Origin of the sequence: Yoonia sp. 72 (assembly GCF_034652275.1) — a bacterium.
GTDB lineage: Bacteria > Pseudomonadota > Alphaproteobacteria > Rhodobacterales > Rhodobacteraceae > Yoonia.
On the sequence record NZ_JAXIWG010000002.1, the window covers coordinates 192,899 to 217,697 of the forward strand.

Annotated in this window: 16 protein-coding genes; 3 read left to right on the plus strand and 13 right to left on the minus strand. The window is 61.8% G+C overall.

What is annotated here, in order from left to right; all coding sequences use genetic code 11:
• Window positions 1-177: 177 nt before the first annotated feature.
• Both VCK47_RS09575 and VCK47_RS09580 read left to right on the plus strand, forming a co-directional pair.
• Window positions 178-1,752 carry an FAD-binding oxidoreductase gene (locus VCK47_RS09575; RefSeq protein WP_322892279.1) on the plus strand — a complete coding sequence of 525 codons (1,575 nt, stop codon included), beginning with the start codon at window positions 178-180 and terminating at the stop codon, window positions 1,750-1,752.
• On the plus strand, window positions 1,739-4,759 hold the full coding sequence (locus VCK47_RS09580) for an AAA family ATPase (RefSeq protein WP_322890867.1): 3,021 nt from the start codon (window positions 1,739-1,741) through the stop codon (window positions 4,757-4,759). Before VCK47_RS09575 ends, VCK47_RS09580 begins: the two co-directional genes overlap by 14 nt.
• Here the strand turns inward: VCK47_RS09580 and VCK47_RS09585 are convergent.
• From VCK47_RS09585 to VCK47_RS09640, 12 genes are all read right to left on the minus strand, one after another.
• On the minus strand, window positions 4,754-5,452 hold the full coding sequence (locus VCK47_RS09585; protein WP_322890868.1) for a Crp/Fnr family transcriptional regulator: 699 nt from the start codon (window positions 5,450-5,452) through the stop codon (window positions 4,754-4,756). The genes VCK47_RS09580 and VCK47_RS09585 overlap by 6 nt on opposite strands.
• A 113-nt stretch (window positions 5,453-5,565) precedes the next feature.
• Window positions 5,566-8,115 (minus strand): hypothetical protein, encoded by a 2,550-nt coding sequence (locus VCK47_RS09590; protein ID WP_322890869.1) that lies wholly within the window; start codon window positions 8,113-8,115, stop codon window positions 5,566-5,568.
• A gap of 78 nt (window positions 8,116-8,193) precedes the next feature.
• A complete protein-coding gene (locus VCK47_RS09595; protein WP_322890870.1) occupies window positions 8,194-9,375 on the minus strand; it encodes a hypothetical protein in 1,182 nt (393 codons plus the stop codon).
• Between the two features lie 48 nt (window positions 9,376-9,423).
• Window positions 9,424-9,906 carry a hypothetical protein gene (locus VCK47_RS09600; RefSeq protein ID WP_322890871.1) on the minus strand — a complete coding sequence of 161 codons (483 nt, stop codon included), beginning with the start codon at window positions 9,904-9,906 and terminating at the stop codon, window positions 9,424-9,426.
• A 315-nt stretch (window positions 9,907-10,221) separates the two neighbouring features.
• The gene (locus VCK47_RS09605; RefSeq protein ID WP_322890872.1) at window positions 10,222-10,575 is read right to left on the minus strand and encodes a hypothetical protein; all 354 of its coding nucleotides are present in this window, start codon (window positions 10,573-10,575) and stop codon (window positions 10,222-10,224) included.
• Between the two features lies 1 nt (window position 10,576).
• Entirely contained in the window at window positions 10,577-16,336 is a 5,760-nt protein-coding gene (locus VCK47_RS09610) for a DUF637 domain-containing protein (RefSeq protein WP_322890873.1), read from the minus strand.
• 11 nt (window positions 16,337-16,347) lie between these two features.
• Window positions 16,348-17,955, minus strand: coding sequence for a ShlB/FhaC/HecB family hemolysin secretion/activation protein (locus tag VCK47_RS09615; RefSeq protein ID WP_322890874.1), 1,608 nt, complete (start codon window positions 17,953-17,955; stop codon window positions 16,348-16,350).
• Window positions 17,948-18,538, minus strand: coding sequence for an invasion associated locus B family protein (locus VCK47_RS09620; RefSeq protein ID WP_322890875.1), 591 nt, complete (start codon window positions 18,536-18,538; stop codon window positions 17,948-17,950). The genes VCK47_RS09615 and VCK47_RS09620 overlap by 8 nt, the downstream gene beginning before the upstream one ends.
• A 239-nt stretch (window positions 18,539-18,777) precedes the next feature.
• Complete coding sequence (gene iolB / locus VCK47_RS09625; RefSeq protein WP_322890876.1) at window positions 18,778-19,572, minus strand: 5-deoxy-glucuronate isomerase; 795 nt, start codon at window positions 19,570-19,572, stop codon at window positions 18,778-18,780.
• Window positions 19,572-20,354, minus strand: a complete 783-nt coding sequence (locus tag VCK47_RS09630; RefSeq protein ID WP_322890877.1) for an ATP-binding cassette domain-containing protein — start codon at window positions 20,352-20,354, stop codon at window positions 19,572-19,574. Before VCK47_RS09630 ends, iolB begins: the two co-directional genes overlap by 1 nt.
• 1 nt (window position 20,355) lies before the next feature.
• Window positions 20,356-21,471 (minus strand): ABC transporter permease, encoded by a 1,116-nt coding sequence (locus VCK47_RS09635; RefSeq protein WP_322890878.1) that lies wholly within the window; start codon window positions 21,469-21,471, stop codon window positions 20,356-20,358.
• 75 nt (window positions 21,472-21,546) lie between these two features.
• Window positions 21,547-22,494 (minus strand): sugar ABC transporter substrate-binding protein, encoded by a 948-nt coding sequence (locus tag VCK47_RS09640; RefSeq protein WP_416236666.1) that lies wholly within the window; start codon window positions 22,492-22,494, stop codon window positions 21,547-21,549.
• Window positions 22,495-22,667: 173 nt separating this feature from the next.
• On the opposite strand from VCK47_RS09640, the gene VCK47_RS09645 reads away from it, so the two are divergent.
• Window positions 22,668-23,666, plus strand: a complete 999-nt coding sequence (locus VCK47_RS09645; RefSeq protein ID WP_322890880.1) for a LacI family DNA-binding transcriptional regulator — start codon at window positions 22,668-22,670, stop codon at window positions 23,664-23,666.
• Here the strand turns inward: VCK47_RS09645 and VCK47_RS09650 are convergent.
• On the minus strand, window positions 23,663-24,796 hold the full coding sequence (locus tag VCK47_RS09650) for a Gfo/Idh/MocA family oxidoreductase (protein WP_322890881.1): 1,134 nt from the start codon (window positions 24,794-24,796) through the stop codon (window positions 23,663-23,665). The genes VCK47_RS09645 and VCK47_RS09650 overlap by 4 nt on opposite strands.
• Window positions 24,797-24,799: the final 3 nt, after the last annotated feature.

The following is a 24,799-nucleotide window of genomic DNA, read 5'->3' on the forward strand; positions in this document are numbered from 1 at the left end:
GAAAAAGAACAGACATGTTATGTTCACTTTTCAGAATGACCTATCCGACGGAAATCATTGGGGCCTTGCATTAAACTACCGTTATGGCAGTGTGATAACACTATCGCGCAACCTGAGATCAATCTCATGCTTTGTATCGGGGCGTCGTTTACGTCACCTGCCCGGGAAGGAGGAGTCTTGCTTTGGTTTGACAGTTCCGCGCGCAGGATTGCGCACCTATTACCCCTATGGCGTGAGGCGGCAAGCACAACGCCTGATGGCGCCGGGCGACTTCCGCCAGAGCTTGCGGCAGAACTTCATCGCCGGATTGTCGGCAGTGTAGTCATGCCCGGTGACCCCGATTATGAGCGAGACCGTAGGCTTGCAAACCCTCGCTTCTCGCACTTTCCGGATGTCATCGTTTATTGCGAGGTCGAATCGGATGTGGCCGAGTGTCTGCGCGTGGCAGCGCTGGCCGAAATGTCTGTTGTGGTCCGATCGGGCGGGCACAGCACGGCGGGGTTCTCGTCGCAACCGGGTTTTCTCATTGACGTCAGCCGGATGAACGATGTCTTTGTCGAACCTGCGGCGCTTCGGGTCTGGGCTGGTCCGGGGACAACTTTTCGCAAGCTGAACGCCAAGATCGCCTCTTTCGGTCTGCATACCCCTGGAGGGGCCTGTCCCGATGTCTGTGTCGGGGGCTATGTGCAGGGCGGCGGCTACGGCTTTACGGCGCGGATCTTCGGCATGAACTGCGATCAGGTAGAAGCGGTCCGGGTGATGCTGGCCGACGGCCGGATCGTCACAGCTGATGTCACGCAAAACTGCGACCTCTTTTGGGCGGTGCGCGGCGGGACAGGCAGCAATTTTGGCGTGCTGATTGATGTGTGCTACCGGCTGTATCAAGGCAACAGCTTTGCCGGGTTCTCGATCACCTGGTCGATTGCGGGCGAGACGGGCCTGCAAAACACGGCGGCGGCGCTGGAATGGCTGCAGGCGAACTTCATGCGGACCGCTCCGGCGGGCCTTGGCTACCAGTTGATCTGGGTGTTCGAGGGGCCGGAGGGCGCGCCGCGCGAGCCGCTTTTGCTCATGCGGGGAATGTATCGTGGCAGCAAGGACGATCTTTCCCGGCTGCTGTCGCCCGTGCTGGCCCGGTCGGGTGCGACGCTTCAGGCGTTGTATGATCCAATGCCCTATACCGATCTGAACTGCGTTCTACTGACACAACCCTATGAAGTACCGCAGTTTCCGCCGAATGTCTCTCCGATGCCGCCCCCCGAGGCAAAGCTGAGCCGCTATCTTGACCGTCCGGTCTCGGCCCGGGAGTGGCTGCCGTTGCTGCGCCATTTCCTGGCCAGCCCAAGCCCTTACACCATCGCCGCGATGGAGATCTATGGCGGGGCAATCGAACGGCCCCTGGTGCCGAATGCCTTCGTGCACCGCGAGGTTGATTGCGATCTCTTCTTTGATGTCTTTTGGCTGACCCCTGCCGAAAAGGCACCGATGCTGGCTTACCTGGACGCTTGGGAAAAACTGGTCGCGCCGATCTGGAGCGGCCGAGTCTATCAGAATTATCCCAGTCCCGAGGATCCTGACTTTGGGCAGCATTATTGGGGGGAGGTTTATCCGGTGCTCCGTTCGGTCAAGACGAAGTATGATCCCACCAACCGTTTCAAGTATCCGCAAAGCATTCCGCCATTAGATCCAGGTGCGGCAGGATCTGACCTACCGGGGCTTTCGGAACCGATCCGGGCCGATGATTGGGCCTGACCCGATTGCCACAGCATCCGGCGAGACCAGCGGGGTCTCGGTCTGGCTTGAAGGGATCGGACTTGGTCTTTATGACGCCGCCTTTGCCCGAGCGGATGTGGATCTAGAGGTACTGCCGCATCTGACCGATGCTGACCTGCGCGAGCTTGGCATTTCGTCCGTTGGGCATCGCAGAAAGGTGCTTGCGAACCTCCCCCTTGCACGGGGGGCAGGTCGGCCTGCCGATGCGGGCGCGGAGTTGCGTTACCTGACAGTGGTTTTTTGCGATTTGGTCGGCTCGACCCGGCTTGCCGCTGGTTTGGGGGCCGAAAGTTTTGCCGATCTACTGGATCGCGTCTATGCTGCTGTGGACCGCGCGGCCGAGGCATTTGGCGGGCAAGTCGCGCAGTACCATGGCGACGGGGCGCTGACCTATTTTGGCTATCCCGAAGCCTTGGAGGATGCGGCGCAACGGGGGGTTCTTGCGGCTTGCAGGATGGTCAAGGCGGTGGCGGACTTGCGGGTGCCGGGAGAGCCGCAGGTTGCTCTGGTCGCGCGGGCAGGTGTGGCAAGCGGTCTTGTCGTCGTCGATGGCCGTCCGGGTATGGGGCCGGACCGGTCGGGGCGCGCCTTTGGGGTGACCGTTAATCTTGCCGCCAGTTTGCAGGGTGTTGCGGCCCCCGGTGCTGTTGTGCTGTCCGAAACAACAGCCGGGCTGGTGCGAGACCATATAACGCTGCAGCCGCTTGGGTCACGGCAGTTAAAGGGTATCGAAACGCCGATTGCACTCTATAAGGCCAGCTGTCCTGGATCGCTCGAGCCGAGCATGGTCATCCGGACCAGACCGGTCCGGGTGCCGCTGTCAGGACGCGCCGCCGAGCGCGCGCTGATCGAGCGTCACTGGGAGCAGGTCTGTGGCGAAGGATTTGCCCATGTCACCGTCCGGGGCGAGCCGGGGATCGGGAAAACGCGTCTTGTCGCGGACTACCTTGATGCGGTGGAATCTAGGGGGCATGTCGTCCAGCGTCTGGCCTGCCATTCCCGCGCATTGGATATTCCGTTCTTCCCGTTTCTCGTTGCGCTTCGGCGCGAAAGCGCCTCGGGTTGCTCTAACTCTTCCAAGATGCTGGACCGGCTTGAAACCGCTGCAGAGGGCGATTGGCATGAACGAAGGCGACGGCGGACCGAGACGATTGCCGCTCTCGCCGAGCATTTTGCGGGCAAGCGCAAACCTGCGGTGCTTTGGCTTGAAGATTTGCAATGGGCCGATCCTTCGACCATCGAGATCCTGACCGCGCTTGTGTCCCGTCGTCCGTCGGGATTACTTGTCATCACCACCACCCGCACACCGGCTGACAGAACGTCCAATGATGCCGAAATCCGGCTTGGCCGGCTTGGCCCAGACGAGACGCGCCAGATTGTTGCCCGCCTGCTGGGTGGTTCTGGTCAGGCTGCCGGTGCGGCTTTGGTCGAGGCCTTGGTCCGAAGGTCCGAAGGGGTGCCGATCTTTGCCGAGGAACTGGCGCTGGATCTGCGCGCCAGACTGGAGGCAGCGGTCCCGTCAGATCAGGCTGATGTGGCGGCCCTTGTCCCATCCAGCCTAGTGCAGTTGCTTCAAGCCCGCATCGGTCGGCTTACGGTCGCGCGTCCGTTGATGCGCATCATCGCCACCCTGGACCGCAGCATCCCAACCTCGGTTCTGCGGGACTTGTGGACTGGGCCGGATCGACTGGAGGCGGCGCTTGATGAACTTGCCGTGGCCGGATTGGCCGAGCTGACCATTGGACAAGGGGAAGAGGAAAACCGGCTGAACATCCGCCACCAGCTTATCGCGGATTGTGCCTATGCCATGATCCTAAAGCGTGACCGGCCGCGCCTGCATTCCGCCAATGCCGATGCACTGGCCGCCCGGCAGGCGCGCGGTATATTGGTTTTGCCCCGCCTTCGGGCGGATCAGCTGGAGCGGGCGGGGCGGCTGCGAGAGGCGGCGGTGTTCTGGGCCGAAGCTGGCCGCGCGGCGGCGGCGCAATCGGCGGATGCCGAGGCGGCAGGACTTTTGCGTCATGCGCTGGACCTGGTGCCACAGCTTGGTCCGGATGACCATGACTGGAGCCGCAAGTTCGAGGCGGACACGCTGCTTGCACTTTATCCGACAATGACGGGCGCCTTCGGCTATTTACCTGCCGGGAACGAACTTTCCGCCCGTCTTTCTGCGATGATCGCAGGGGTGGGGGGGGCGGACAGGGTGCTTGCCGCCTTGTTCGTGCAGTGGATCGATCGGATCGTCCAAGGCGATATCGATGGTGCGCACGAACTGGTCGTTGGGTTGTCGCCGGTCGTGCTGGCCGAGAACCGCGACCTGCATTCGTTGGTGATACATCGTCTTGTGGGTTCGACGCATATGTTTCGGGGTGAGTTTCACGAAGCCCGCTTCCACCTGTCCGCGTTTATTGCAGATTACCGGCCCGCGGACCATGCCGAACCGCTGCGGGCCTTCGGAGCGACCGAAAACCTGTCCACTGTTCTCAGCTGTCTTGCCGCAATGGAGGCCATCACCGGCACGTCCGAGGCAACTGAACAAGCCGTATCCGCTGCTCTTTCGGCGGCCCAAGCGACCGGGCACCCCCACACCCTGTGCCATACACTTGCCTTTGGGGCTGCACTGCCAGCAGCGATCAGGTGTGACTGGGTCGCACTGGCTGCGCATGGCAAACGCCTTTCGGCCATAGCGGATGATCATGAGCTGGGCTTTTGGCGGCACTTTGCGGCGATGATCGATGGTATCGTCATTGCCGCCACAGGAGCGACGAAAGCAGGCCGTCTGCGGTTTGACGAAGGTCACGCCGCGCTGAAGCAAAGGGGGATGCGCTTTATGGGGCCAAGTTTCCGGCTTTGTCTGGCGCAAGCTGATACCGCAGGCCTTGTTCCGGCAGACGTCAAAGATATTTCGGACGAGCTTGCAAAGGGCGAACGCTGGCTTTTGCCGGCTGCACGGGTGCTTGAGGCAGCTATGCTCCGACAGTCATAGGTCAGACAGCAAGGCGTCGACATCGCGGATCACGATCTTGCGCCGGCCACTTTCAAGAGTGCCTTCCGCTGTAAGCCTGGCAATCGCCCGACTTACAGCCTCGCGGTTGGCGCCGACGAAGGTTGCGATCTCGTCATGCGAAGGCGCTTTGCGCAGGACGCCGCCCTGCTTTAGCTCGCCCGTATCTTGGGCAAGTCTCGATAGAAACACCCGGACACGGGATTCGACATCATGCGTCACCAAACCAAAAATGCGCTCGGTCAGGCGCCGGTTGCGGGCGGCAAAGTCACCGGCAAGGGCAAGGGCAAGTTTTGGCTCGGCCTGAAGCCAACGCCGAAAGGCCTCGCCGCCGATCATACCGAGGCGGCTGTCCTCGATGGCTGAAACGGTAATCGAACGCGGCATTCCGTCCAGCGCCGCGATCTCGCCGAAATGGCTGCCGGTGAGGATTTCGGTGAAAGCGATTTCGCGACCGCTTTCCGATACAAGCTGTCCTAGAAGACGTCCCGATAGAACAAAGTAAACTTGGTCAGAGCGTTCGCCTTGCTCAACCACGACCTTACCGGAGCGAAACGTGACGGTCGAAAGCTCGGCGTGAAACCTAGCTTCGACCGCTGGGGAGAGGCCCACAAGCAGGGATAGGCGCACGCTGTCCCGCGGACCGTCGGAGGCAGCGGCGGGGCTGGGGCTCATCGGGCAGTCTCCGCTGGCGGGCATGGGTCTGGCTAGAGGTCTAACGCACTCTTTAAACAAGTCAAGGTAGAACCAATTGCAAGATGGCTCTACCTTGACAGAATGTTCCGGGATCAGCCAAGCTGACGGCCAAGCACATCATCCAGCAGGTAGACCGACGCATTGCGGCGTGCCTCGCGAAGATCGAAGTCGGGACTATGTGCGGCCCGGGTCTGGAACAGGTGAACCAGATCCCGCGCCGAGGCGACAGGCCAGCCCTGCAGATGATCCAGTATCCGGGCCTGCCCCGGCCCATCCTGTTCGGCCCGGACCAACAACAGCGTCGGTGTCGGATCGGGCACGTTCATGCCACCCAAAGGCTGCCGCCGACAGACCGCCACAGCTGCGCCCGCCTCGCCCTCGACAACCTTCGCAACCAGTTCTTTGGCTTGGAGAAGGCCCGAGAGGCGCTGCTGCAGCATCTGTAGACTCAACGCTGGGCCGTTGTGGTCAGAGCGGTAGAGGATCTCGACGGCGCCGTCCGGGCAAAGTGCAAGGAATTCGTTCGGGGCAAAACCGGCATGGGACGCCTGCAATCGTGCCGCAAAGCCCCCGGAAAGGAAGAATGTCCCGCCATGGCCGTTGAGCGTGATAATCGAGGCAATAGCCTGAAAGACTGGGTTCCAGAGTGGTGTCTGCGCCAGACCTGGCCCGCCAATCGCTTGGGCCAGCGTCACGCCGTCCTGCACGACCCGGCGCGACAGGGTGCTCGCCACGTTCTGCAGAACAAGGATCGCGTGGCAGGCTTCGCGGTCGACCTCTTCGATTCCTGCCTGCACTTGGCGCCAGATCGGTTCGACAGTAACCGGATTGGTCAGCTTCGCAGCATCGGCCGCAATCATGGTGTCCAGCGCACCGCAGTAGCTGGGCATGAGGTCAAGGTCGGGAATGGATTCCACCAGCCGGGACAGGGCCCATGCCGCTAAACGCCCGGCGCTGGAGTGCATGCCGACGCCAAGGGCCTTTGCCGCTTTCGGCATTACCGCCTTTGCCCTGACCTCTGCGCCGCGCAGGGCATTTGTCAGCGTCTGATCATTGCTGTCCAGGACCAGTTTCAGCCGGACCAGCCGCTTGGCCAACTTTCTATCCGCAGTTCCGGTCGCCAGCGCCTCGCGGATGATCATCGAAAAGTCGTCGATAAAGTAGGGCAGCATTGGAACCGGGACCCCATTGATCGTGACACCCTGCCGGTCATCAATCTGAACCTCAAGCCAATGCTCTAGAAGCTCAACCGAACTGCGTTTCGAGATCCCGACATCAATCAGTTCGCCGTTCACCCCGACCGGCTGCACGCGGGGTCTGGCAGCCAGCGCAGCAGGTGCGCGACCTGACCCAACAGCAGCGGTGCCGCGGTGCGACTTAGCCGCACGCTGCCGCCGATCATGGCGTTCCGCATCATGCTCGGCAAGCATTGCAAGCTGACTGAAATAGCGGGGCGTTTCGGGCGAGGCTGCGGGTCTGGCCTGTGCGACAAGCTGCAGCGCGTCCAATTCATCTGCGTGCCGTGCAAGCAGTGCGGAATAGCTGAACCGAGACCTGTCAAGAAAAGCGACCACCAGATCGTTCACTTTGGCAAATGCAATATACCATTGGTCCGGCGAAAGGTGGGGGTTGATCAGGATGCCAGTATCCCAGTCGTTCTCGCCACGTTCGGGCGCACCAAGCGCTGTGAACATGGCGCGACCACCCTTCAAGAAAAAGCGGATCACATCGTCCTGAACGTCGAACTCATCCCGCAGGCGCAGGTCAAGAGCCGCCAGAGAGTTCTTCAGCTCGACCACCCTTTCCTCGTGCCAGCCGGTCAGCCATCGCCAGGCGCGTGGGTGCATGGCCTTGGTGGCCTCACCGCTGGCCACACCCTTCGATGCAAGGTCCATTGCGGCGGCCTGATCGCCGCCGATGAAACGATGCATCAGACGGAACAGATAGAAGGGGGTGATGTTGTAAAGGCTGCGCGCCGAGGCCACGGCATTACCAGAGGCGCAGAGCGGGGTCACCAGTTCTGCGTCGATCTCATCGGCGTAGGCCGCGACATTGTTTACATCATCGTGCTGCTGTGCCCAGCGGCGCGCTGCTTGGTCAGCGGGCATTTCAAACATCCCAAGATAGGCGGCGGCGGACCGGACCCCTGCGCCAGAAAAGCCAAGGTCGTCGGCGCTGGTCATGCGGGCGACAAGGTCGGCGGCATCTGCTACGACCTCGGCAAGCTCTTGCAAGGCATCGGCAGGCCTGTCGGCGAGCATCGCGCGCACCAGATCGCTGCGAGCGGCCAGATCCTTCATCTGCTCTTCGATCAGAGGGACTGAGTCGCCGCCAAGCAGGGTCGGCGATCCCGAAGTCAGGGAGAAAAACTGCGTCATTGCACGGAAGCCGTTCTCGCGTGCCTTATCAGGGTCGTTACCGCCGCGCCGTTCGGCCTCGCGGACGACTCCGACATATTCGGTTTCCAGCACAGACATCGGATGAACAGCGAGGGCCGACCAGGCTATGGCAGTCGCCTGTTGCGGGCCGTCAAATACCGGCGCAGGTTTCGGCGGCGGCGGGTTCTGCATGGCGACGGCATTGGCCGCGCGAACGGCAATGCCTTTGAAATAGCGGTCGATCGAGGTGGGTTGGCGCGCCATGGTCGGATCCTTGGGCTGAAGAAGTGAAAGGAAAAAGGCAGGTGGCATAGAGGGCGCCACCTGCCGGAAGGGCGATGATCAGTTCGGTGCGGACTGGACTGTCGCCCCCCAAATCGCGATCAGGCCCGGAGCGAGGGTATAGGTCACGCTGAGCGAGCCATCCTCGTTATGGGTCATCGACTTGGTGTGCGTCGCGTCTGCCGAAGCCGAGAAGAACGGCCAGATGCCGAATTTCGCACTGCTCTTGATCTGCTGGAACTCGGATACAGAGTATCTTGCCGCCGAGGTCACGGTCAGGCTGTAGTCGCTGACCAACAGCAGTTGCGAGACGCGCCGGGCCAGAGAACCGTTAGAGCCGAAGAAGGAATCCCAGTCGCCCATGTTCGACTTCGGATCCCAGATCGCATAATCGCCCTTGGCATTATAGGCGCGGCTGACCAGCGAGCCGTCGTACCAAGCACCGGCATCCGACGCGATTGTGGCGTATTTGTTGATCGTCCCTGTGATCGTGAAATTGCTGGAGGCTGCCATCTGGTTGAGTTCGGTGAACGAGCCGTCCACGCCACCGCTGAAGATGTCGTAGAAGCCCGATGCAGAGCCCGAGACTGTGGTGCCGGTCGAATTGGTGTCCGCAGTGGCCGAGTTGTAGTCGATCTTTGCCGATTGCGCCGAAGTTGCGATGGCATTCTTTGCCACGTCGATCGTGGACGAGTAGATCGGCAGAGTGAAGCTTTGACCTGCGCTGTTGGTAAAGGTCATCAGGTTGGCCGGATCGACATAGTTGGTCAGCGCGACATTGATCGGATCGCTCAGCGTCATGTTGAAAGCGGTGATCGCCGCATTGGTCTGATCGGGGTCAAGGCGCCGGTTGGCCCATTTCTTGAACAGTTCTTCCTGCGACAGATCGCTGGTGTCGGCGTTGCGGTAGACGATCCAGTTCGCATATTGGTCGCCCAGAGCTGCCCGCAGGCCGCTAGTGCTGGTCGGCAGCATCGCATGCAGAAGCTGGTTGTAGGCCGTGGAACGGTGGTTCTTGCCGGAAGGGTCAAAGAAGGCCGTGGTGGACTGCGGCGGAACCGCGTCAGCCATCAGAAAGAGACCGCTGGAATCAGTCGTTTGCAGGCCAAGCGTGCCCTGGGCAAGCTGAAAGGTCTTTGGGTCCATGCCCATGGCACTGGCAACCTGATTGCGCCATCCGGCGTTGAGGTCGTTGATCTGCGCGGCGACACTTTCGGCTGCGAAGTTGATTTCGTCCTTCATGGTGAAATTCCTTTGTTGTGAGTGGGTGCATACCCTAGGTTCAGATGCTCAACCCGAGACAGGTCTCGGTATTGTCAGCCAAACCACTCTCGCCGAGATTGCAGAGCCGTTCAGTGCGCCGGGACACAGACCGGCGGCAAACCGTGGCTGGAGACGACAGGCTACCCTATTCGTCGTCAGCTGCTCACCCGCCTGGTCAATTGCGCGTACGGTGTCCGCCTCGGCGTTCCGCCGCACCCAGCCCATCAGTTCGCCCGCGACAAGCGAGCCGACCGTGACCCCAATCCCTGCACCATTGGTAAAGTCCTGCGCCAGATCAGCCGCCGTATCGGAGGCGGACTGGCTACCGCTGTTGCAGAGGCGGGGTGCATCATCGCAGGAGAGCTTTGCACGGGCCTCAAAGGGTGTAGCCGCTGCCTGCGCAGTAGTATCCTGCTCTGGGGGTTTGGCTCTCGCGGGGGCGAACGCAAGCAGCACCGCCACCAATAGCGCCATCAAGCCGGTCAGGAAGGTCCGGAGCCGCAGGGTCATGCCTCTGGTTGAAAACGGGGGCTGCGCAACACCACCTCACGTATCGAAGCCCATGCCGGATGCGCAGAACGGGCTTGGGTGGCGTTAACCGCTGGCATGGTCGTGGCGGCAGCCCTTTTGTGCGGCAGCGCGTTTTGCGTTGCGCAGCCCGAGATCACAGCAAACGACTACAACAGGTCCGTCCAGTTCATCACACAATACGATGCTGCAGGCTGGCGCGGTATTGCCGACGCACCTGTAATCCTAGATCGCAACGGCCTCAGCTACCGCGCAATCGCTATGCCAGAGTATCAAGTGCCAGAACCAAGAGAGAGATCAAGCAAGGGGCTTCTGATCGGGGTACTCAAACTTTGTCGTCACGCTCCCGTCTTCGTTGATGAACAGCGTGAATGCGTCCCAGTTGCCGCCGGTATGGGCCTTCATTTTGGCATGAAGTTGAGGAACCAAATCCATGACGGGAAACGCCAAAGTGTGATCCAATGCTGCAGAAAAACTTTCGCCGTTTTTTGCATAGTAGAACGTTTCACCGACGCTTTCGCTGCCATCCTCATAACCATGATCATATTCAAATCGGCAGCGGGCGGATGTTGCGTCAGATGGACAACTTCCTTTGACGATCCGATACAGCTTGTCGATGATCAGTCTCTGCTCTTCAATGGGATTGCTCACATCAACCTCCAGCCTCATTTCTAAAGTTCCGAACCCGTGTCTCACCGTTGATGCTATACTCAATCCGGACGCTATCCGGCCTTGGATTGTAAGGATCAGCCCGATTCAAGCGCACAGTCACATTTCCAACATTATCGCCATTTTGAAGTGAACGTGTGATTTCGTTCTCCCAACTTCTATAGGCGCTGTTGTTGAAATTCGAGTTTTGCGGGAACAGGTTGAACCGATCACAGGTGCCGCCATGGCGGCAGGCTTGAATGTGTCCGCCAACGTCACCGGCTATGCCTTCCCGACCCACCGCAGTCTGCCGCCCATCCCGAACGCCAGAACTGTTCACAGGCTGGTATGTAATCTCATCGACATAGCCACCCTCTCCCGTCCTGAACGTCGTGCCGTTGCTCAATTCAACCCTAGTGTTGGCAGGCGGGTTATTCAGAAGTTCAAATTCAGGCGTTCCACGTGTTGCGCGTGACGAATCAACAGTGACTGTTCTATTCGTCGCCAGTTGCTCACCCGCCTGGTCGATCGCGCGCACGGTGTCCGCGTCGGCGTTCCGCCGGACCCAGCCTATCAGTTCGCCCGCGACACGGCTGCCCGGGACGAGCGAGCCGACCGTTACCTCGATCCCAGCACTGATGGCGAAGTCCTGCGCCAGATCAGCCGCCGTATCGCAGGCGGACTGGCTGCCGGCGTTGCAGGCATCAAGCGCGACCCCGAGTTCATAGGCATCGCGGGCCGTCAACACCTTGTCCGTCACCTCCAGCAGACCAATGACGATAGGGATCAGAAACCAGATACCATTGTTCTCTGCCGCGTTTTCTCCGGCATCAGCGCCCACATTGGCGCTGCCACCCGCGGCCGCCGCAGCCAGCCCCCCCGCAAGGCGGGCGAGAGACACGCCGTTTTCCTGCCAGCGGTCAAGATCGGCGCCAATCGCGGCAGGATCAGCCGCTCCCGCACTTGCATAGATCAACGCTGTCAGTTCACCTGCAAAAGCACCGATGGCCCCCGAAGAACAATCCCCCGATCCGACTTGGCCCACTACGCAGCCAAGGGCGGCATGGGCGATCAGCTGTGTCGTCCGGTCGATATCCCCGCCAGCGGCTGCCACCCCGATGTTCTGGGCTACCACTGTGCCGATCACATTGGCGGCGGCGTTTCTGAGATTTCCGGCAAGAGCATCGTCGAAATCCCCGCCCGAAATCGTGACATCCACGGCCGTGTTCACCGTTACGGACAAGGCCTGGACCTGCAGATTATAGGCGATCCGGTCGGACAAGGCTGCTTCGGGGCTGATTTGGGGCCCGATCCCCAGGCTTGCGCTCAGTTCGGAAACAAGGCCGGCACTGACCATGGACGCCACGAGGCCGCGCAAGCTATCGGCTGACCCAAGCTCTCGCAGAACCGCGCCAAGGTCGCCCTGATTGTTGACAAACGAAACCGCAGCCTGGTTCGACAGTGCGGTCAATCCCGCGTCAAAGGCAGCGGTCATTGCAGCGCTTTGCCCGCCAAGCTGTGCGGCCAGGGTCTCGATGCCCGGCCCCAGCGCCCAACTGGTCACCACCGTCACAAGCAATGCGCCTGCTTCGGTCAGGCCCTGGGATTCATAGTCCCATTCCTGGAATGCGGTTTCGGCCTGCTGCCAGCTGACGTTATCCATCTCTTGCAGCTGGCCCATCCACGCCAGACCGGGGCTTGCGGCAAGCTGTGCGATGCCAGCGTCAAAGTCGCCGCCTGTGGACACATATTCCGCGACGACCTGTCCGCCTGCCACGATCTGCAGCCCGCCGTCGGCGGTGATCCGCGTCGGCGTGCGCGTGGTTTCTGAAAATCCTTCGTCTTCAGAGTTCCACCACAGCAGATCTTCTTCGCGCATCTCGGAACGGGCAAAGGCGCTGTCCGCATTGCCCAGCAGCGCGATATCGCCCTGTTCGGCAGCAAGCGTGGTTTGCCCCCCGCTTTGCAGATCCGGCGCCACCAGCGTGAGATCACCCGTCTCGGCGGTGATGGTCAGGTTGCCGCCGCTGGTGATCGTTGTGTCTTGCGTGGTGACGCTTTGCTCCTGTTCCCGGATATTGGTCTCGACGCCGAAGAACCAGCCCGTGTCCACGTCAAAGCGGTAATCGTCCTGCCGGATGTCCTGCACCGAGGAGATCGCGACATCGCCCTCGGCTGTCAGGGCGGCATCGCCGCCGGCGTCAATTTCTGCGCCGGCGATGGTCAGGTCGCGACCCGCAATGATGTCCAGATTGTCGCCCGCCGTGACACCCGCCAGTTCATTCTCGAGCCGGTAGCTCCGGTCATAGCCCTCACGGAACCTGTCTTCGCGCAGGGTCTCGACCTGAGCGGCTTCCAGCGTGATATCGCCACCGGCCTGAAGCGTGGCATTCTGACCCGCCGCGAACCGTCCAGCTTCGGACGTCAGGTCGCCCTCGACGATCACCGACAGATCTCCGGTGGCGGCAATCACCGCCTCATCCTGCAGCCGGTCGGCAAAGCCGTTGCCGGTTTCGTCACGGATCACGGCAACCGAGTTTTCCAGCGTGCCGGCGTCGATGGTCACATCAGCGCCCGTGATCTGGCCCGATACATTGGCCAGCCGACCTTCGGCATCCAGCGTCACATCCCCACCCGACGCGATCTGACCGCCGATGTTGAGCAGATCGCGATCCGTCGCGATCCGCAGGTTTTCCGCCCCCGTCACAGCCCCGGTGTTGATCAGGCTGCCCGCCCCGATATCGACGCGTGCGCCGGCGATCTGCGCACTGGCAAGGCTGACCTCGTCAATCGCCCCCGCGCCGAGGTAAAGCACAGGCACCAGCACTTCTGCGCCGTCGATGGTCCGGGGTTCCAGCCAGATGATGGGGTCGGTCAGGGCCCCGACCTGTTCAGGGCTCAGCGCGATACCGGGCGTCAGTTGCAATGCACCTACCGCGGCGAGCGCGTTGTCATAGAACTGCTGCATCAGGGCGCGCAGGGTCGCAGGGTCTTGGGCCAGACGCTGCCCCGTCAGGGCGAACATCTGGTCCTGGATCAAACGCGCCTCGACATAGGCGTCGCCAAAGCGGCGCATGGTCAGGTTGGCGTCGTAGCCGCCGATCTGCTGCAGGAAATAGTCCGAGGACAAAAACCGGCTGACATCGACGAATTCAGGCCGCGTTTCGATAAGAAAAGGCGCGTTCGGATTGCCCGTCGGCACAAAAAGCGCCGGACGGTTCAGAATTGTACCGGGATTGACCGCCCCGAGTTGGGTCGGCGTAGCAAGGCCACGGTCGCCAGACGAAAGACCGATCTGGTCAACGCCAGAACGCACCGCGTCGTTGCTGACAAAGCCGGAAACATCGGCCGTGACCGCGCCACCTGCCTGGATCGCGGCAAAGACCGCACCATAAGTGACCGTATCCGTCTGTGTATCGGTGCGCGTCAGATAGCGCGTGTTGCGGTCGAAGCAGACCCCCAAGATCCGCAAGGCACAATACCGCTCCGTGTAAAAGGAAACCGTCTGGGTCAGAGTGACCTCGATCAGGTCCTGCCCGGTGTTGGTGACCGTATCCGCGGTCAGGGTCACATCACCGTTGGCCGCGATCTGGCTGAACCGGTTCAGGACCGTATCGGCCTCGATCGTCAGATCACCCCCCGCCAGCATCCGCGACGGCGCATCACTGGACGGGTCGGCCACCTGCCGTGTAACCGTTGTGGTTTCGACCACCCGATAGGTCGAGCCAGGATGACTGACACCGGGGAAGTCAGCCGCCGTGCCCTCGCGCGTTGTGACAGTGACCACTTCGGTAATCGTCGGCGCGGGTTGTTCGTTGGCCACAGAGGCTGCGGCAATCAGCAGGCGACCGGTGATCGCTTCGATATTGGCAGACCGGTTCCGGACTTCGGCGGCGCGTGGCCCCGTCAGCCCGCCAATGGTGATCGCACCCTCGGCGATGATATCTGCAAAGCGGTTTTCCAGCGTACCGTCGAGAGAGAGTGTCAGGTCGCGTCCGGCATAGAACAGACCCTCGTTGACAATATCGCCCGTGCTTTCCACCACAAGCGCACCTTCAGCCGCCCCAAGCGCGCCACTGTTGGTGACATTGGCCCCCGCAACGCGCAGATCGCGCTGGGTTACGACCGTTCCCGTAGCAAGCAGATCGCCCGTGGCCTGCAAAAAGCCTGTGACGCCGGACGCGAGCCGCGCCGTCAGGGTCATATCGCCCGCCGAGGTCAGGCGCACCGGCCCACCAGCCTCCAGATCGCCGCCCAGCGCCATGTCACCGCTAAGGGTTGTGACAGTGGCTTCACCGCCGGTTTCAAAGCCCGCCGTGCTTGTCAGGCTCTCGGCCGCGATGTCCAGATCGGCACCGACGGCATATGCGCCTCCTGTCAGGGCAAGCGCACCTGTCGACATCACATCCAGCGCGCCACCGATGCTGGATGTCGCACCAGTGGCCGACAGCGTTTGCGTGGCGATCCGTGCATCGCCCAGCACCGTCAGCGCCGCACCCGGCGTCGACTGGTCCAACCGGATCGTGTCCGCCGTCAGGGCCAGATCGCCCGCTGCCGCCAGTCGTGCATCTGTTGCGCCAAGGGTCCCTGTCGTGATCGAGAGCGTCCCGTTTCCGGCAAGATCGCCATCCGCGGTCATACCGGCGACAACCAGCGCACCGGCACCCAGATCAACCGTGTCCGCCGTGATGCCCAGACTGCCCGCAGAGGCCAGCGTCGCCCCTGCCGCGATCTCGGCAGATACGCCCGTCAGCTCTATCGCGTCTTGCGAAAAGAGCGAGCGTTCAATCGTCACGCTATCCTGAGCCGAGCGCGCGGTGACGCGTCCCTCGGCCTGGGCGCGGCCCATCACCAGCCGCCCGTCCGCAGTCAGGGTCATCTGCCCTGCATTGGCTGCCATCTCGGCGGGTGCGCGCACGCCAACGCCCTGTTCGGTCGACATGACCGTGATCCGGCCCGCGTAAAGCCCGCCCAAAGCCGTGCTGTCGACGCCAAAAGCGGGGCTGTCGCCATGGTCGCCCGGCAGCAGCTCAACCGCCCCCGTGGTATAGTCGAACCGGTTTGGACCAACAGAAAGCCGGACCTGATCCTCGCCTTGCGCAGCGCCTTCGAACCGGACCTGACGCGACACGATGTCGAACAGGCTGACAGACCCCAGATCGGCCCCGTTCGCCCCGATCAGGACATCGCCGCCTTCGACCCTCAAGCCGGTCAACGCACCATCTGCAATCTCGGGGGTGCCGGTGGTCAGCACCACCCGCGGTGTGCGGATGAAACCGCAGCCGTCGCAAGTGATACCATTGGGGTTGGCGATGATCACATCCGCCGACCGGCCCGCGACCTCGACGATCCCGCGCAGGTCAGAGCGGTTGGCACTGACCACTTCGTTCAGGATCACCCTTGCCGCACCGCTTTGCGCAAGGTTGGCATTGCCTTGCACAACACCGCCCAGCTGGGTTGTCCCGAACGTGCCCGCCTCGTTGTTCAGGATCGCGCCCGAGGTTCCGACGTTGAACTGGTCATAAGTGTTGTGCGACAGCCCCCGCGCATTCGGCGTCGCGATATCCACAAGCGGCACGCCATTCGGCGCGGTCTGGACGCGCAATCCGCCTTGGGCATTGGGGTCGGCCACAATCGGCAAGGATTGCGCGAGGATCGGCTGCGCCGTCATCGCCACGATGGACACCGCCGTCACCGCCTGATGTGCAAAACGCGACAGGCGCTGGGCAAGACCCGTTCTTTTGTGCTGCGACTTCGACTCCATCGTCATCTCTCCTAGAACCCTATCCGCGCCATGACGCTGAACACACCTGCCGGCGCATCCACATTGGACGAGGCGTCAAACACCTCGCTATAGACTGTATCGAGGCTGAACCCGCCTTGTGACGCAAGCGTCGCGCCGACGCTCCATGCGGCCAGATGCCCGCCTGCGATCCCGAAATCGTCCTGTGCGGCAACATATCCCGCATCAAGCCCCAGATACGGCGCCACGCGCCACCCCGCCGCGTCCTGCCACAGGTCGGGCAGGCTAAACGTGTTGGTAATCTGCGCCCCGCGATTGCCGAACAGCACGCCGGTGCGTGTACCGCGCACGCCGCCAAAGCCCCCGACCGACAGCTGTTCGGATCCGAACAGGTTGTCGTCGCTGTACTGCCCGCTGATCCGGCTGTTCAGAACCACCGCCTGCGCGCCCACATCCCATTGCCGCGCCCAGGACAGATCGAAAAGCACAGCGTCATATTCCGCCTTGGGCGATCCGGGCGGCGCTGTGTCATCGTCAAAGGCTGCAAAAGCATCGAGGCCCTGCCGATAGGTCAGGCGTGCCTGCCCCTGCCCACCCAGCACCGGCTGGCTGCGGCTGAGCCACAGGTCAAGAACGCTCAGACGCCGCGATGCGGTGTCGATCGTCGCCCCGAGGATCTGGTTTTCGTTTTCCTTGACCTCCAGCGACACCCCCGCATCCCAGCGCCCCGTTTGGGTCACGGACAACACACGATCCGCCGAGAGCCGCAGGTTCCCCGACTGGCCTGTGCTTTCGATCGGGCCGGTGATCCCGGGAATGTCGGTCACATAATCGGACGCGCTTGCAGCCACGCCAAAAGTCCAGAACCCGTAAGGCACCGACCCCGACAGGCTCAGCGATCGACCGACCGGCACATCCGTGCCAAGAGCCAGCGGCGAGGGTTCCATGCTGCGCTGGGTGCTCAGGGTCCAGACATCGTTCAGGCCAAACAAGTCGTCGTAGGTCAACGCCGCGCCCAGGTTGAAGCGCCCGGTTGTCTCGGACCCGCGATTATCCATGCTTGCGCTTCCCGACCAAGGGCTGCCTTGGGTCACATCGACGGAGAGGACAGTTTCGCCAGCTTCGGCCCCCGGTTCCAGCGCGCTGACGGCATCGCTCGACCGCAGGCGGTTGATCTGTGCCAACCCCTGTTCCAGCTCGCGCAGTTGCAAAGGCGATCCGATGATCCCGGGAAAGGCCGTGCTCGCGCGGCGGGGGGCGGGCGTTCCGTTCTCGCGCAGATTGATGGCTGACAGTTTCCCTTCCACCACCGCGATGGTCAGTGTCCCGTCCGAAAGGTCCTGTTCCGGCAGATAGGCCCGCGCGGCGATGTAACCCGCCTCGACATAGGCCAGTGTCACGGTTTCCAAAAGGTCGTTGAGCCCGCCAAGATCGACGCACCCCATGCGCGCGGACAGTTGCGCTTGCAGGGCGCCCGCATCCAGCAAGGTCACGCCGCGCAAATCTACGCGGTCGACAGCAACGCAGGCCTGCGCATGGACAGGCGATGCCAGAAACACAGCACAAAGCAAGCCGGCGCCAAGGATGTTGCGGCTTGCGGCAGCTCTCGCCTGCCTGTCTGTGGTCAATACATCAAACACGGGCGGCGCGTTCCGTTTCATAGGCCGCCAAGGCGGCGCTGATTCCACGCAGCGAAAACGAGATCCGCACCACTTCCCCCGCGATCAGGCTAAAGGCAGCTTGCGCCTCCAGCCCGCCGCGCAAGTCACGCAGCAGGGCCGTATCGACCGGCATCACCACCCAGCATCCGGCGGCGTCGCAATTGCGGAACCGCGCCTTGCGTTCACCAGCCCCATCAATCCGCAGGGCAAAATCGTCGGGCAGATAGATATCCAGCGGCGTCTGGACGACAAGGACCAACGCGCTGTCTGTGTCGGCAGACGGGGCCAGCGAGACCGACATTACGTCCTGCGCGATATCGCCTGCTACGACCTGCACGCGCTGCCAGACACGGCAACTGTCAGCCTCGGGCGACCCGCAGCTAACCCGCCAGGCGTCAAAAGCCTGCACAGTCAGTGCAGTCTCAGGTTGAGAAATCTCTGCGACGCTGTCCTGTGCTGTTACCGCTTGCTGACCTTGCGCAAGCCCCAACACAGGCAGGAAAGCCAGCCCAAATGCCGCCGCCAGCAGCCCCAGATGACGATGCCGAAACGCAAACCCCAACCGACGAACCCCCGACACCCACCTGTTCACACATCATTTACCCAAAGTGCGGGAAGGGCGCAACCAAAGCGTGCAATCCGCAACGCGGTTTTTCAGTCAGCGACAAGCCGCAGACGTGGTCGCAATCAAGCGATCTACCGCCAAGTTGGCCGGATAGCTGCGATAAAAGGCCAGCGCGAGTCAGTCCTTGGCAACCTCGGGGAAATACAATGATCGGTGCAGCGCTTAACTCGTCTGGCCTACATCAGCCAAGCATGCTCCGGATCGGCGACAAAGCGCCATTTGCGCAGGGGCCCGGCCATTACATTGAGGTAGTACATTTCATACCCGTGCGGCGCCGCACAAGGATGATGCCCGCGTGGAACAAGAACGACATCATGGTTCTTGACGGTCATGGTTTCGTCCAGATCGCCGTCGTCGGTGTAGACACGCTGGACGCCGAAACCCTGGGCTGGGTTCAGACGGTGATAATAGCTTTCTTCCAGATAGGTGATGCGGGGGTAATCATCTTCATCATGACGATGGCTTGGATAACTGGACCAGTTTCCCGCTGGCGTGAACACCTCGGTGACCAAAAGACGGTCGGCCACGTCCGCGTCTTCCATCGCGATGTTGTTGATCCAGCGGGTGTTTGACCCTTCGCCGCGCTGCGTCAGGGTGATGCCGTCAGGCCCAAGGCGTCGCGCAGGATAGTCGCCCCCGCCGGGTGCAAGGCAGATGGCCACGGTGCAATCTGTTGTCGCCGTGACCTCCCAGCTTTGTCCGGGGGGTATGTACAGGCAATGGGGGGCGGTCTTTTCAAACACATCCATCCGGTCGCCCAGAACGCCCCAGTCCTGTCCGGCCGCCTGCACCCGCGCATGCCCTTCGACCATGACAAGGATCGCTTCGCGGTCCTGTGTCAGGCCCGTGGCCGCAGCCCCCGACGCCAGCCGGTAAAGTTCGAACCCCACATAGCGCCAGCCCGCATTCTCAGGTGTAACCGCATGGATCAGCCCGTCGCGGGCCAAGGGTTTGCGCAACAGGTTTGCCATCAGACGGTTCCGCCCAATGAACCTTCAAGCGCGGCCATCTCTTGCCCGCCTGCCATCAGATCCTGAAGCGCCTCTGGCGTGATCTCGCCGCGTGCGGCTGTTCCCAGCGTCTTGCCGCGGTTCAGCACCGTGAACCGGTCGCCCACAGCCATGGCATGGCGCACGTTGTGGGTGATGAAAACGATGCCGATCCCTGTCTTGCGGACGCGGTCGATGGTGGACAGGACATTGGCCGTCTGGCGCACGCCCAGCGCGCTGGTCGGTTCATCCAAGATCAGCACCTTGGCACCGAAATGCACGGCACGCGCGATGGCGACAGTTTGCCGTTCGCCACCCGACAGCGTGCCCACCGCCTGCCCGGGCGAGCGCAAATTGATGCCCATCTTGCGCATCTCTGCCATCGTCACGTCATTGGCGGTCTTGAAATCCATGAATTTGAACGGTCCCACCTTGCGGACCGGTTCGCGCCCCATCCAGAAATTGCGGGTCACGCTCATCAACGGGATCATCGCCAGATCCTGATAGACGGTGGCGATTCCCGCCTCCATCGCGTCGCGCGGGCTGTCAAAATGCATGGCCTTGCCGCCGAACAGGATTTCACCGCCCGTGGGTTTATGCACCCCTGCCATCGTCTTGATGAAGGTCGATTTACCCGCGCCATTGTCGCCCAGCAGACAGTGACATTCACCGGGCCGGATGTCGAAACTGACGCCATTCAGCGCGATCACAGGGCCGAAATGCTTTTCGATATTGCGCATTTCGATGATGGGTTCGGTCGTCATATCAACGCTCTCCCGTAATAATGCGGCGGATGTAGGTGTTCAGGATCACCGCAAACAGCAGGATCACCCCAAGGAACACGCGGAACAGGCTGGATTCGACACCGGCAAAGAACAGCCCTTGCTGCACCACGCCAAAGATCAGCGCGCCAAGTGCCGCCCCGATGACTGACCCATAGCCGCCCGTCAGCAATGCGCCGCCGATGACCACGGCAATGATCGCCTCGAATTCCTTGAGCAGACCACGATCCGCACCTGCCGATCCGAATTCGATCACCTGACAAGTGGCAAAGACGCAGGCGCAAAAGGCGGTGAACATGAACATCTGGATTTTGACACGGTCCACCGGCACGCCGACATAGCGCGCGGCCTGCGCATCGCCGCCCGCGGCGAAGATCCAGTTGCCGAACTGGGTGCGTGTCAGGATGATATGGGCAATCGCGACAAGCCCCAGCGCCCAGATAATCAGCATGGGAATTCCGTCGACGACCGGTTGTCCGGCGCGGGTGCCGCGCGAAAAGACTTCGATCACGCCCAGATCGCCCAACCAGACAAAGAACGCACCCCCGATCTTGCCGCCGAACACCGGAGCAAGCCAGTCGCCCGCTGCGGCCTCGGATATGCCGCCGATGATGGTGCGGCGTTCGATCAGTTGGGGGAAAAAGATGGTAAAGCCGCGCAGGATGAACAGGAACGCCAGCGTGACGATAAAGCTTGGCAGGCCGGTGCGCACGACGATGATGCCGTTCAGCGCACCGATGGCGATACATAGTGCAAAGGTCAGCAGGATCGCGACCCAGACCGGCCAGCCCAGTGTGACCGACATGATCGCGATGGACATGCCGGCAAAGCCGATCATGGACCCGACGCTCAGGTCGAATTCGCCTGCGATCATCAGCATGCAGGCCCCGACGGCGATAATCATGAATTGCGCGGAAACGGTGGACCAGTTCAGCACGCCTTGCGGATTGAACATGCCGCTGTCGCCAGCGAAAACGATGAAAAAGGCGAAGACGGCGATCGTGCCGACAATGGCGCCCAGCTCTGGCCGGATCAGCGCCTTGCGCAGTTTTGATGTTTCCTTGATCCGTTCGTCAACGGTCGCGTCCGTGTTGGACATCGTGAACCCTTCCTGTTTTGCGCAGCAGTCGAAAAAGGCGGGCACTATGCGCAGCGCCCGCCTTGCAGCCTTGATTTAGCGGTATTCGCCAGCCAGATCGGCCACCAGATCCAGCGCATCGGCGGTCACAAAGCCGGGGCCAGAGTTGATGTTGTTGCCGGGCAGCACGCCAAAGCGATGGTAGTTGGTCAGCACCACAACCGGCAGATAGGCCTGCAGGAACGGCTGCTGGTCGATGCCCCACTGGATCACGCCGTCACGGATCGCCTGCACGATATCGCCACCCAGATCGAAGGTGCCAAAGTAGATATCGCCCGCCAGACCCATTTGCTGCAGCGCCAGAATGGTCGGATCAGCCGAGGTCGGCCCGAGCGTCAGAACCGCATCCGTATCGGGATTGGCATTCAGATAGGCCATCACCCGGTTCTGGATTTCCGACGGGTCCTGCCCGCTGTCGATCATCTGGTTGCCCAGATCAATGCCCAGACCATCGGCAAAGCCCTGGCAGCGTTCGGTCGAGGCCGGTTGCGCGATATAGTGGTTCACGCAAAGGAATGACGTTACCCCGTCTCCCGCAGCACGCTGGCCTGCGGCAAAGCCCGCGTCATATTCAGGCTGGCCCACATACATCAGCGCGCCGACTTCGCGCGCCTGTTCTGGGGTGCCAGAGTTGATGATGATGACCTCGATACCGGCATCAACCGCATTGCGGATCGGGCCGGACAGCACGTCGAAATCGGCCAGTGTGGTGATGATCCCGTCAGGTGCGCTGGCGGCGGCCTGTTCGATGATCCGCGCCATATCGGCAAGGTCACCCGTGGGCGGGTTGCGGTATTCGACCGTCACGCCCATCTGTTCGCCACCAAGGGCGAGACCGTTCTTGATGGTATTCCACCAGCTGTCGCTGTCAGGCGCATGGCTGACCAGCACATAGCGTTCACCTTCGGCCATCGCGGCGTTGGCGCCAAGCATCGCGGTCGCGGCAACTGCGGCAACCGTCAATGTTTTCATAGCTGCTTTCATAATGTCCTCCCAAACATGTTGCGGGCGAATCCGGTCCCTCCCATCACGCCCTGCCGAACTGTAGGAGCGATTCATTAAGATTGCAACCGGTTGCAAAATCTGTCGGATAAATGTTTATTTCTGCGATGGAGCGGATGTAATAAAACCGCCCTGCAACAGGTGGAAGGCGGCGGATGTCAGTGACGCTCAAAGAGGTGGCGGTACGCGCGGGTGTATCCCGTTCGGCCGTGTCGCGCACATTCACCGAAGGGGCGTCCGTCTCTGCAAAGACCCGCGCCAAGGTCGAAAAAGCCGCTGTTGAACTGGGATACAGCCCCAATGCGCTGGCATCATCGCTGACGACCGGCCGGACCAAGCTGATCGGGCTGGTGTCCAACAACTTTCACAACCCGCTGTTTCTGGAAGTCTTCGATCTGTTCACGCGCGGTTTGCAGGAACGGGGCCTGCGGCCTTTGCTGGTCAATCTCAGCGCTGAAACCGATCCCGCAAATTCGGTGCGGATGCTGCGGCAATATTCGGTGGACGGGGTGATCGTCGCCTCCTCCACCCTGCCGCCCAGCTTTGCCGAGGCGTTCCGCGATGTGGGCATCCCCGTCGTGCATTCCTTTGGCCGTTATACATCCAGCCCGCATGTGCATGTCGTGGGGATCGACAATATTGCCTGCGGACGCATGGCGGCGGGCGCGCTGATCGCGCGCGGGCACAAGCGCGTGGCCTTTCTGGGCGGTCCGAAAGGGGCCACATCGACCGAAGATCGCGCCAAAGGGTTTCTGGACGCCCTGTCCGCGCATCCCGATATCGCGGTCAGTATCAGCTATGCCGCCGCCTATTCCTTCGACGCAGGCCGTGCCGAGATGATCCGCTTGCTGGAAGGCACCCCTGCCGAGGCCTATTTCGGCGGCGATGACGTGCTGTCCATCGGTGCGCTGTCGGCCATTCAGGATGCAGGGCTGCGCGTGCCGGAGGACATCGGCTTTATCGGGCTGAACGATATGGCGATGGCGCGCTGGCAGAACATCAACCTGACGACGATCCGCCAGCCTGTGGCCGAGATCATCGCCTCGTCCATCGATCTGGTGGTCGGCACGATTGCCGACCCCGACCGTCACCCCGAAACGCGGCTGTTTCCCTGCAGCATCGTCGAACGTGGCACCCTGCGGCCTTTGCCCTAGCGGAACATCGGCGGGCGGGCATCTGTCCACGCGCCGTCCGCCTTGGCCGAGGCAACGCTTGCATAAACCGCCGCCATCGACCGCAAGCCGTCCTCGGCCAAGGGCAGCCCGTCACTGCTGCCACCCCTGATCGCTGCGGCCAGATCGACATAGATATTGGCGACCGCCAGCGGGAACCCTTCGGGATGGGCAATCGCCACGCGGCTGAGGCGCGCGGCATCGGAACACAGCCCGGATTCGCCTTTTTCCATGATCTGGGTGCGTCCGCCGACAGGGGTGTAATAGACCTGATTGGGCTGTTCGGACGCCCAGCGCATCCCGCCGGTTTCACCGAAAATCTGGATATCGAACCCGTGCTGCCGCCCGATCGCGACCGAACTGGTCCACAAACGCCCGACGGTGCCACCTGCCATGCGGAAATTGACCATGGCGTCGTCTTCCAGCACGCGGCTGGCAATGGTCGATGCGAAATCGGCGGATACCTTTTCCACCTCATCGCCGACGATAAAGCTCGCCATATGGAGCGCATGGATGCCGCAATCGGCGAATTGCCCCGATACGCCCGCCATCGCCGGATCATAGCGCCAGCGCACGCGGGGGTTATCCGCATCCGTCGCATCGCCGTGGTGGCCGTGGCTGAAATTGGTGACAACCAGCCTGACCTTGCCGATCTCTCCGGCGCGGACCATCGCGCGCATCTGCCGGACCATCGGATAGGCGGAATAGCAGTAATTCACCGCGCAAATCTTGCCCGCCGCACGGGCGGTGCGCACGATATCCTCGCCCTGTTCCACCGTCATCGTCATCGGCTTTTCGCACAGCACGTGAAAGCCGGCTTCCAGAAACGCCTTGGTAATCTCGTAATGCGTGGCGTTGGGTGTGGCGACGGTGACCAGATCAATCCGGTCCTCGCGCGCTGTCTCGCCCGCCAGCATCTCGTGCCAGTCGCCATAGGCGCGGTCGGGTGCCACCCCAAGGCTTTGCGCATAGGCGCGACCCTTGACGGGGTCCGCATCCAGTGCTGCCGCCGCCAGATTGAAATTGCCATCCGCCTGCGCGCCAAGCCGGTGCGCCGGTCCGATCTGGCTGCCTTCGCCGCCGCCGATCATGCCCCAGTTCAGTTTCATCATTGC

Excerpts from the sequence above, each read along its gene's own strand:
- VCK47_RS09585 (WP_322890868.1), bottom strand. The coding sequence starts at position 5,452 with ATGAGCCCCAGCCCCGCCGCTGCCTCCGACGGTCCGCGGGACAGCGTG.
- iolB (WP_322890876.1), bottom strand. The coding sequence starts at position 19,572 with ATGGCAAACCTGTTGCGCAAACCCTTGGCCCGCGACGGGCTGATCCAT.
- VCK47_RS09580 (WP_322890867.1), top strand. The coding sequence starts at position 1,739 with ATGATTGGGCCTGACCCGATTGCCACAGCATCCGGCGAGACCAGCGGG.
- VCK47_RS09630 (WP_322890877.1), bottom strand. The coding sequence starts at position 20,354 with ATGACGACCGAACCCATCATCGAAATGCGCAATATCGAAAAGCATTTC.
- VCK47_RS09645 (WP_322890880.1), top strand. The coding sequence starts at position 22,668 with ATGTCAGTGACGCTCAAAGAGGTGGCGGTACGCGCGGGTGTATCCCGT.
- VCK47_RS09595 (WP_322890870.1), bottom strand. The coding sequence starts at position 9,375 with ATGAAGGACGAAATCAACTTCGCAGCCGAAAGTGTCGCCGCGCAGATC.
- VCK47_RS09590 (WP_322890869.1), bottom strand. The coding sequence starts at position 8,115 with ATGGCGCGCCAACCCACCTCGATCGACCGCTATTTCAAAGGCATTGCC.
- VCK47_RS09640 (WP_416236666.1), bottom strand. The coding sequence starts at position 22,494 with ATGAAAGCAGCTATGAAAACATTGACGGTTGCCGCAGTTGCCGCGACC.
- VCK47_RS09650 (WP_322890881.1), bottom strand. The coding sequence starts at position 24,796 with ATGATGAAACTGAACTGGGGCATGATCGGCGGCGGCGAAGGCAGCCAG.
- VCK47_RS09610 (WP_322890873.1), bottom strand. The coding sequence starts at position 16,336 with ATGGAGTCGAAGTCGCAGCACAAAAGAACGGGTCTTGCCCAGCGCCTG.
- VCK47_RS09635 (WP_322890878.1), bottom strand. The coding sequence starts at position 21,471 with ATGTCCAACACGGACGCGACCGTTGACGAACGGATCAAGGAAACATCA.
- VCK47_RS09600 (WP_322890871.1), bottom strand. The coding sequence starts at position 9,906 with ATGACCCTGCGGCTCCGGACCTTCCTGACCGGCTTGATGGCGCTATTG.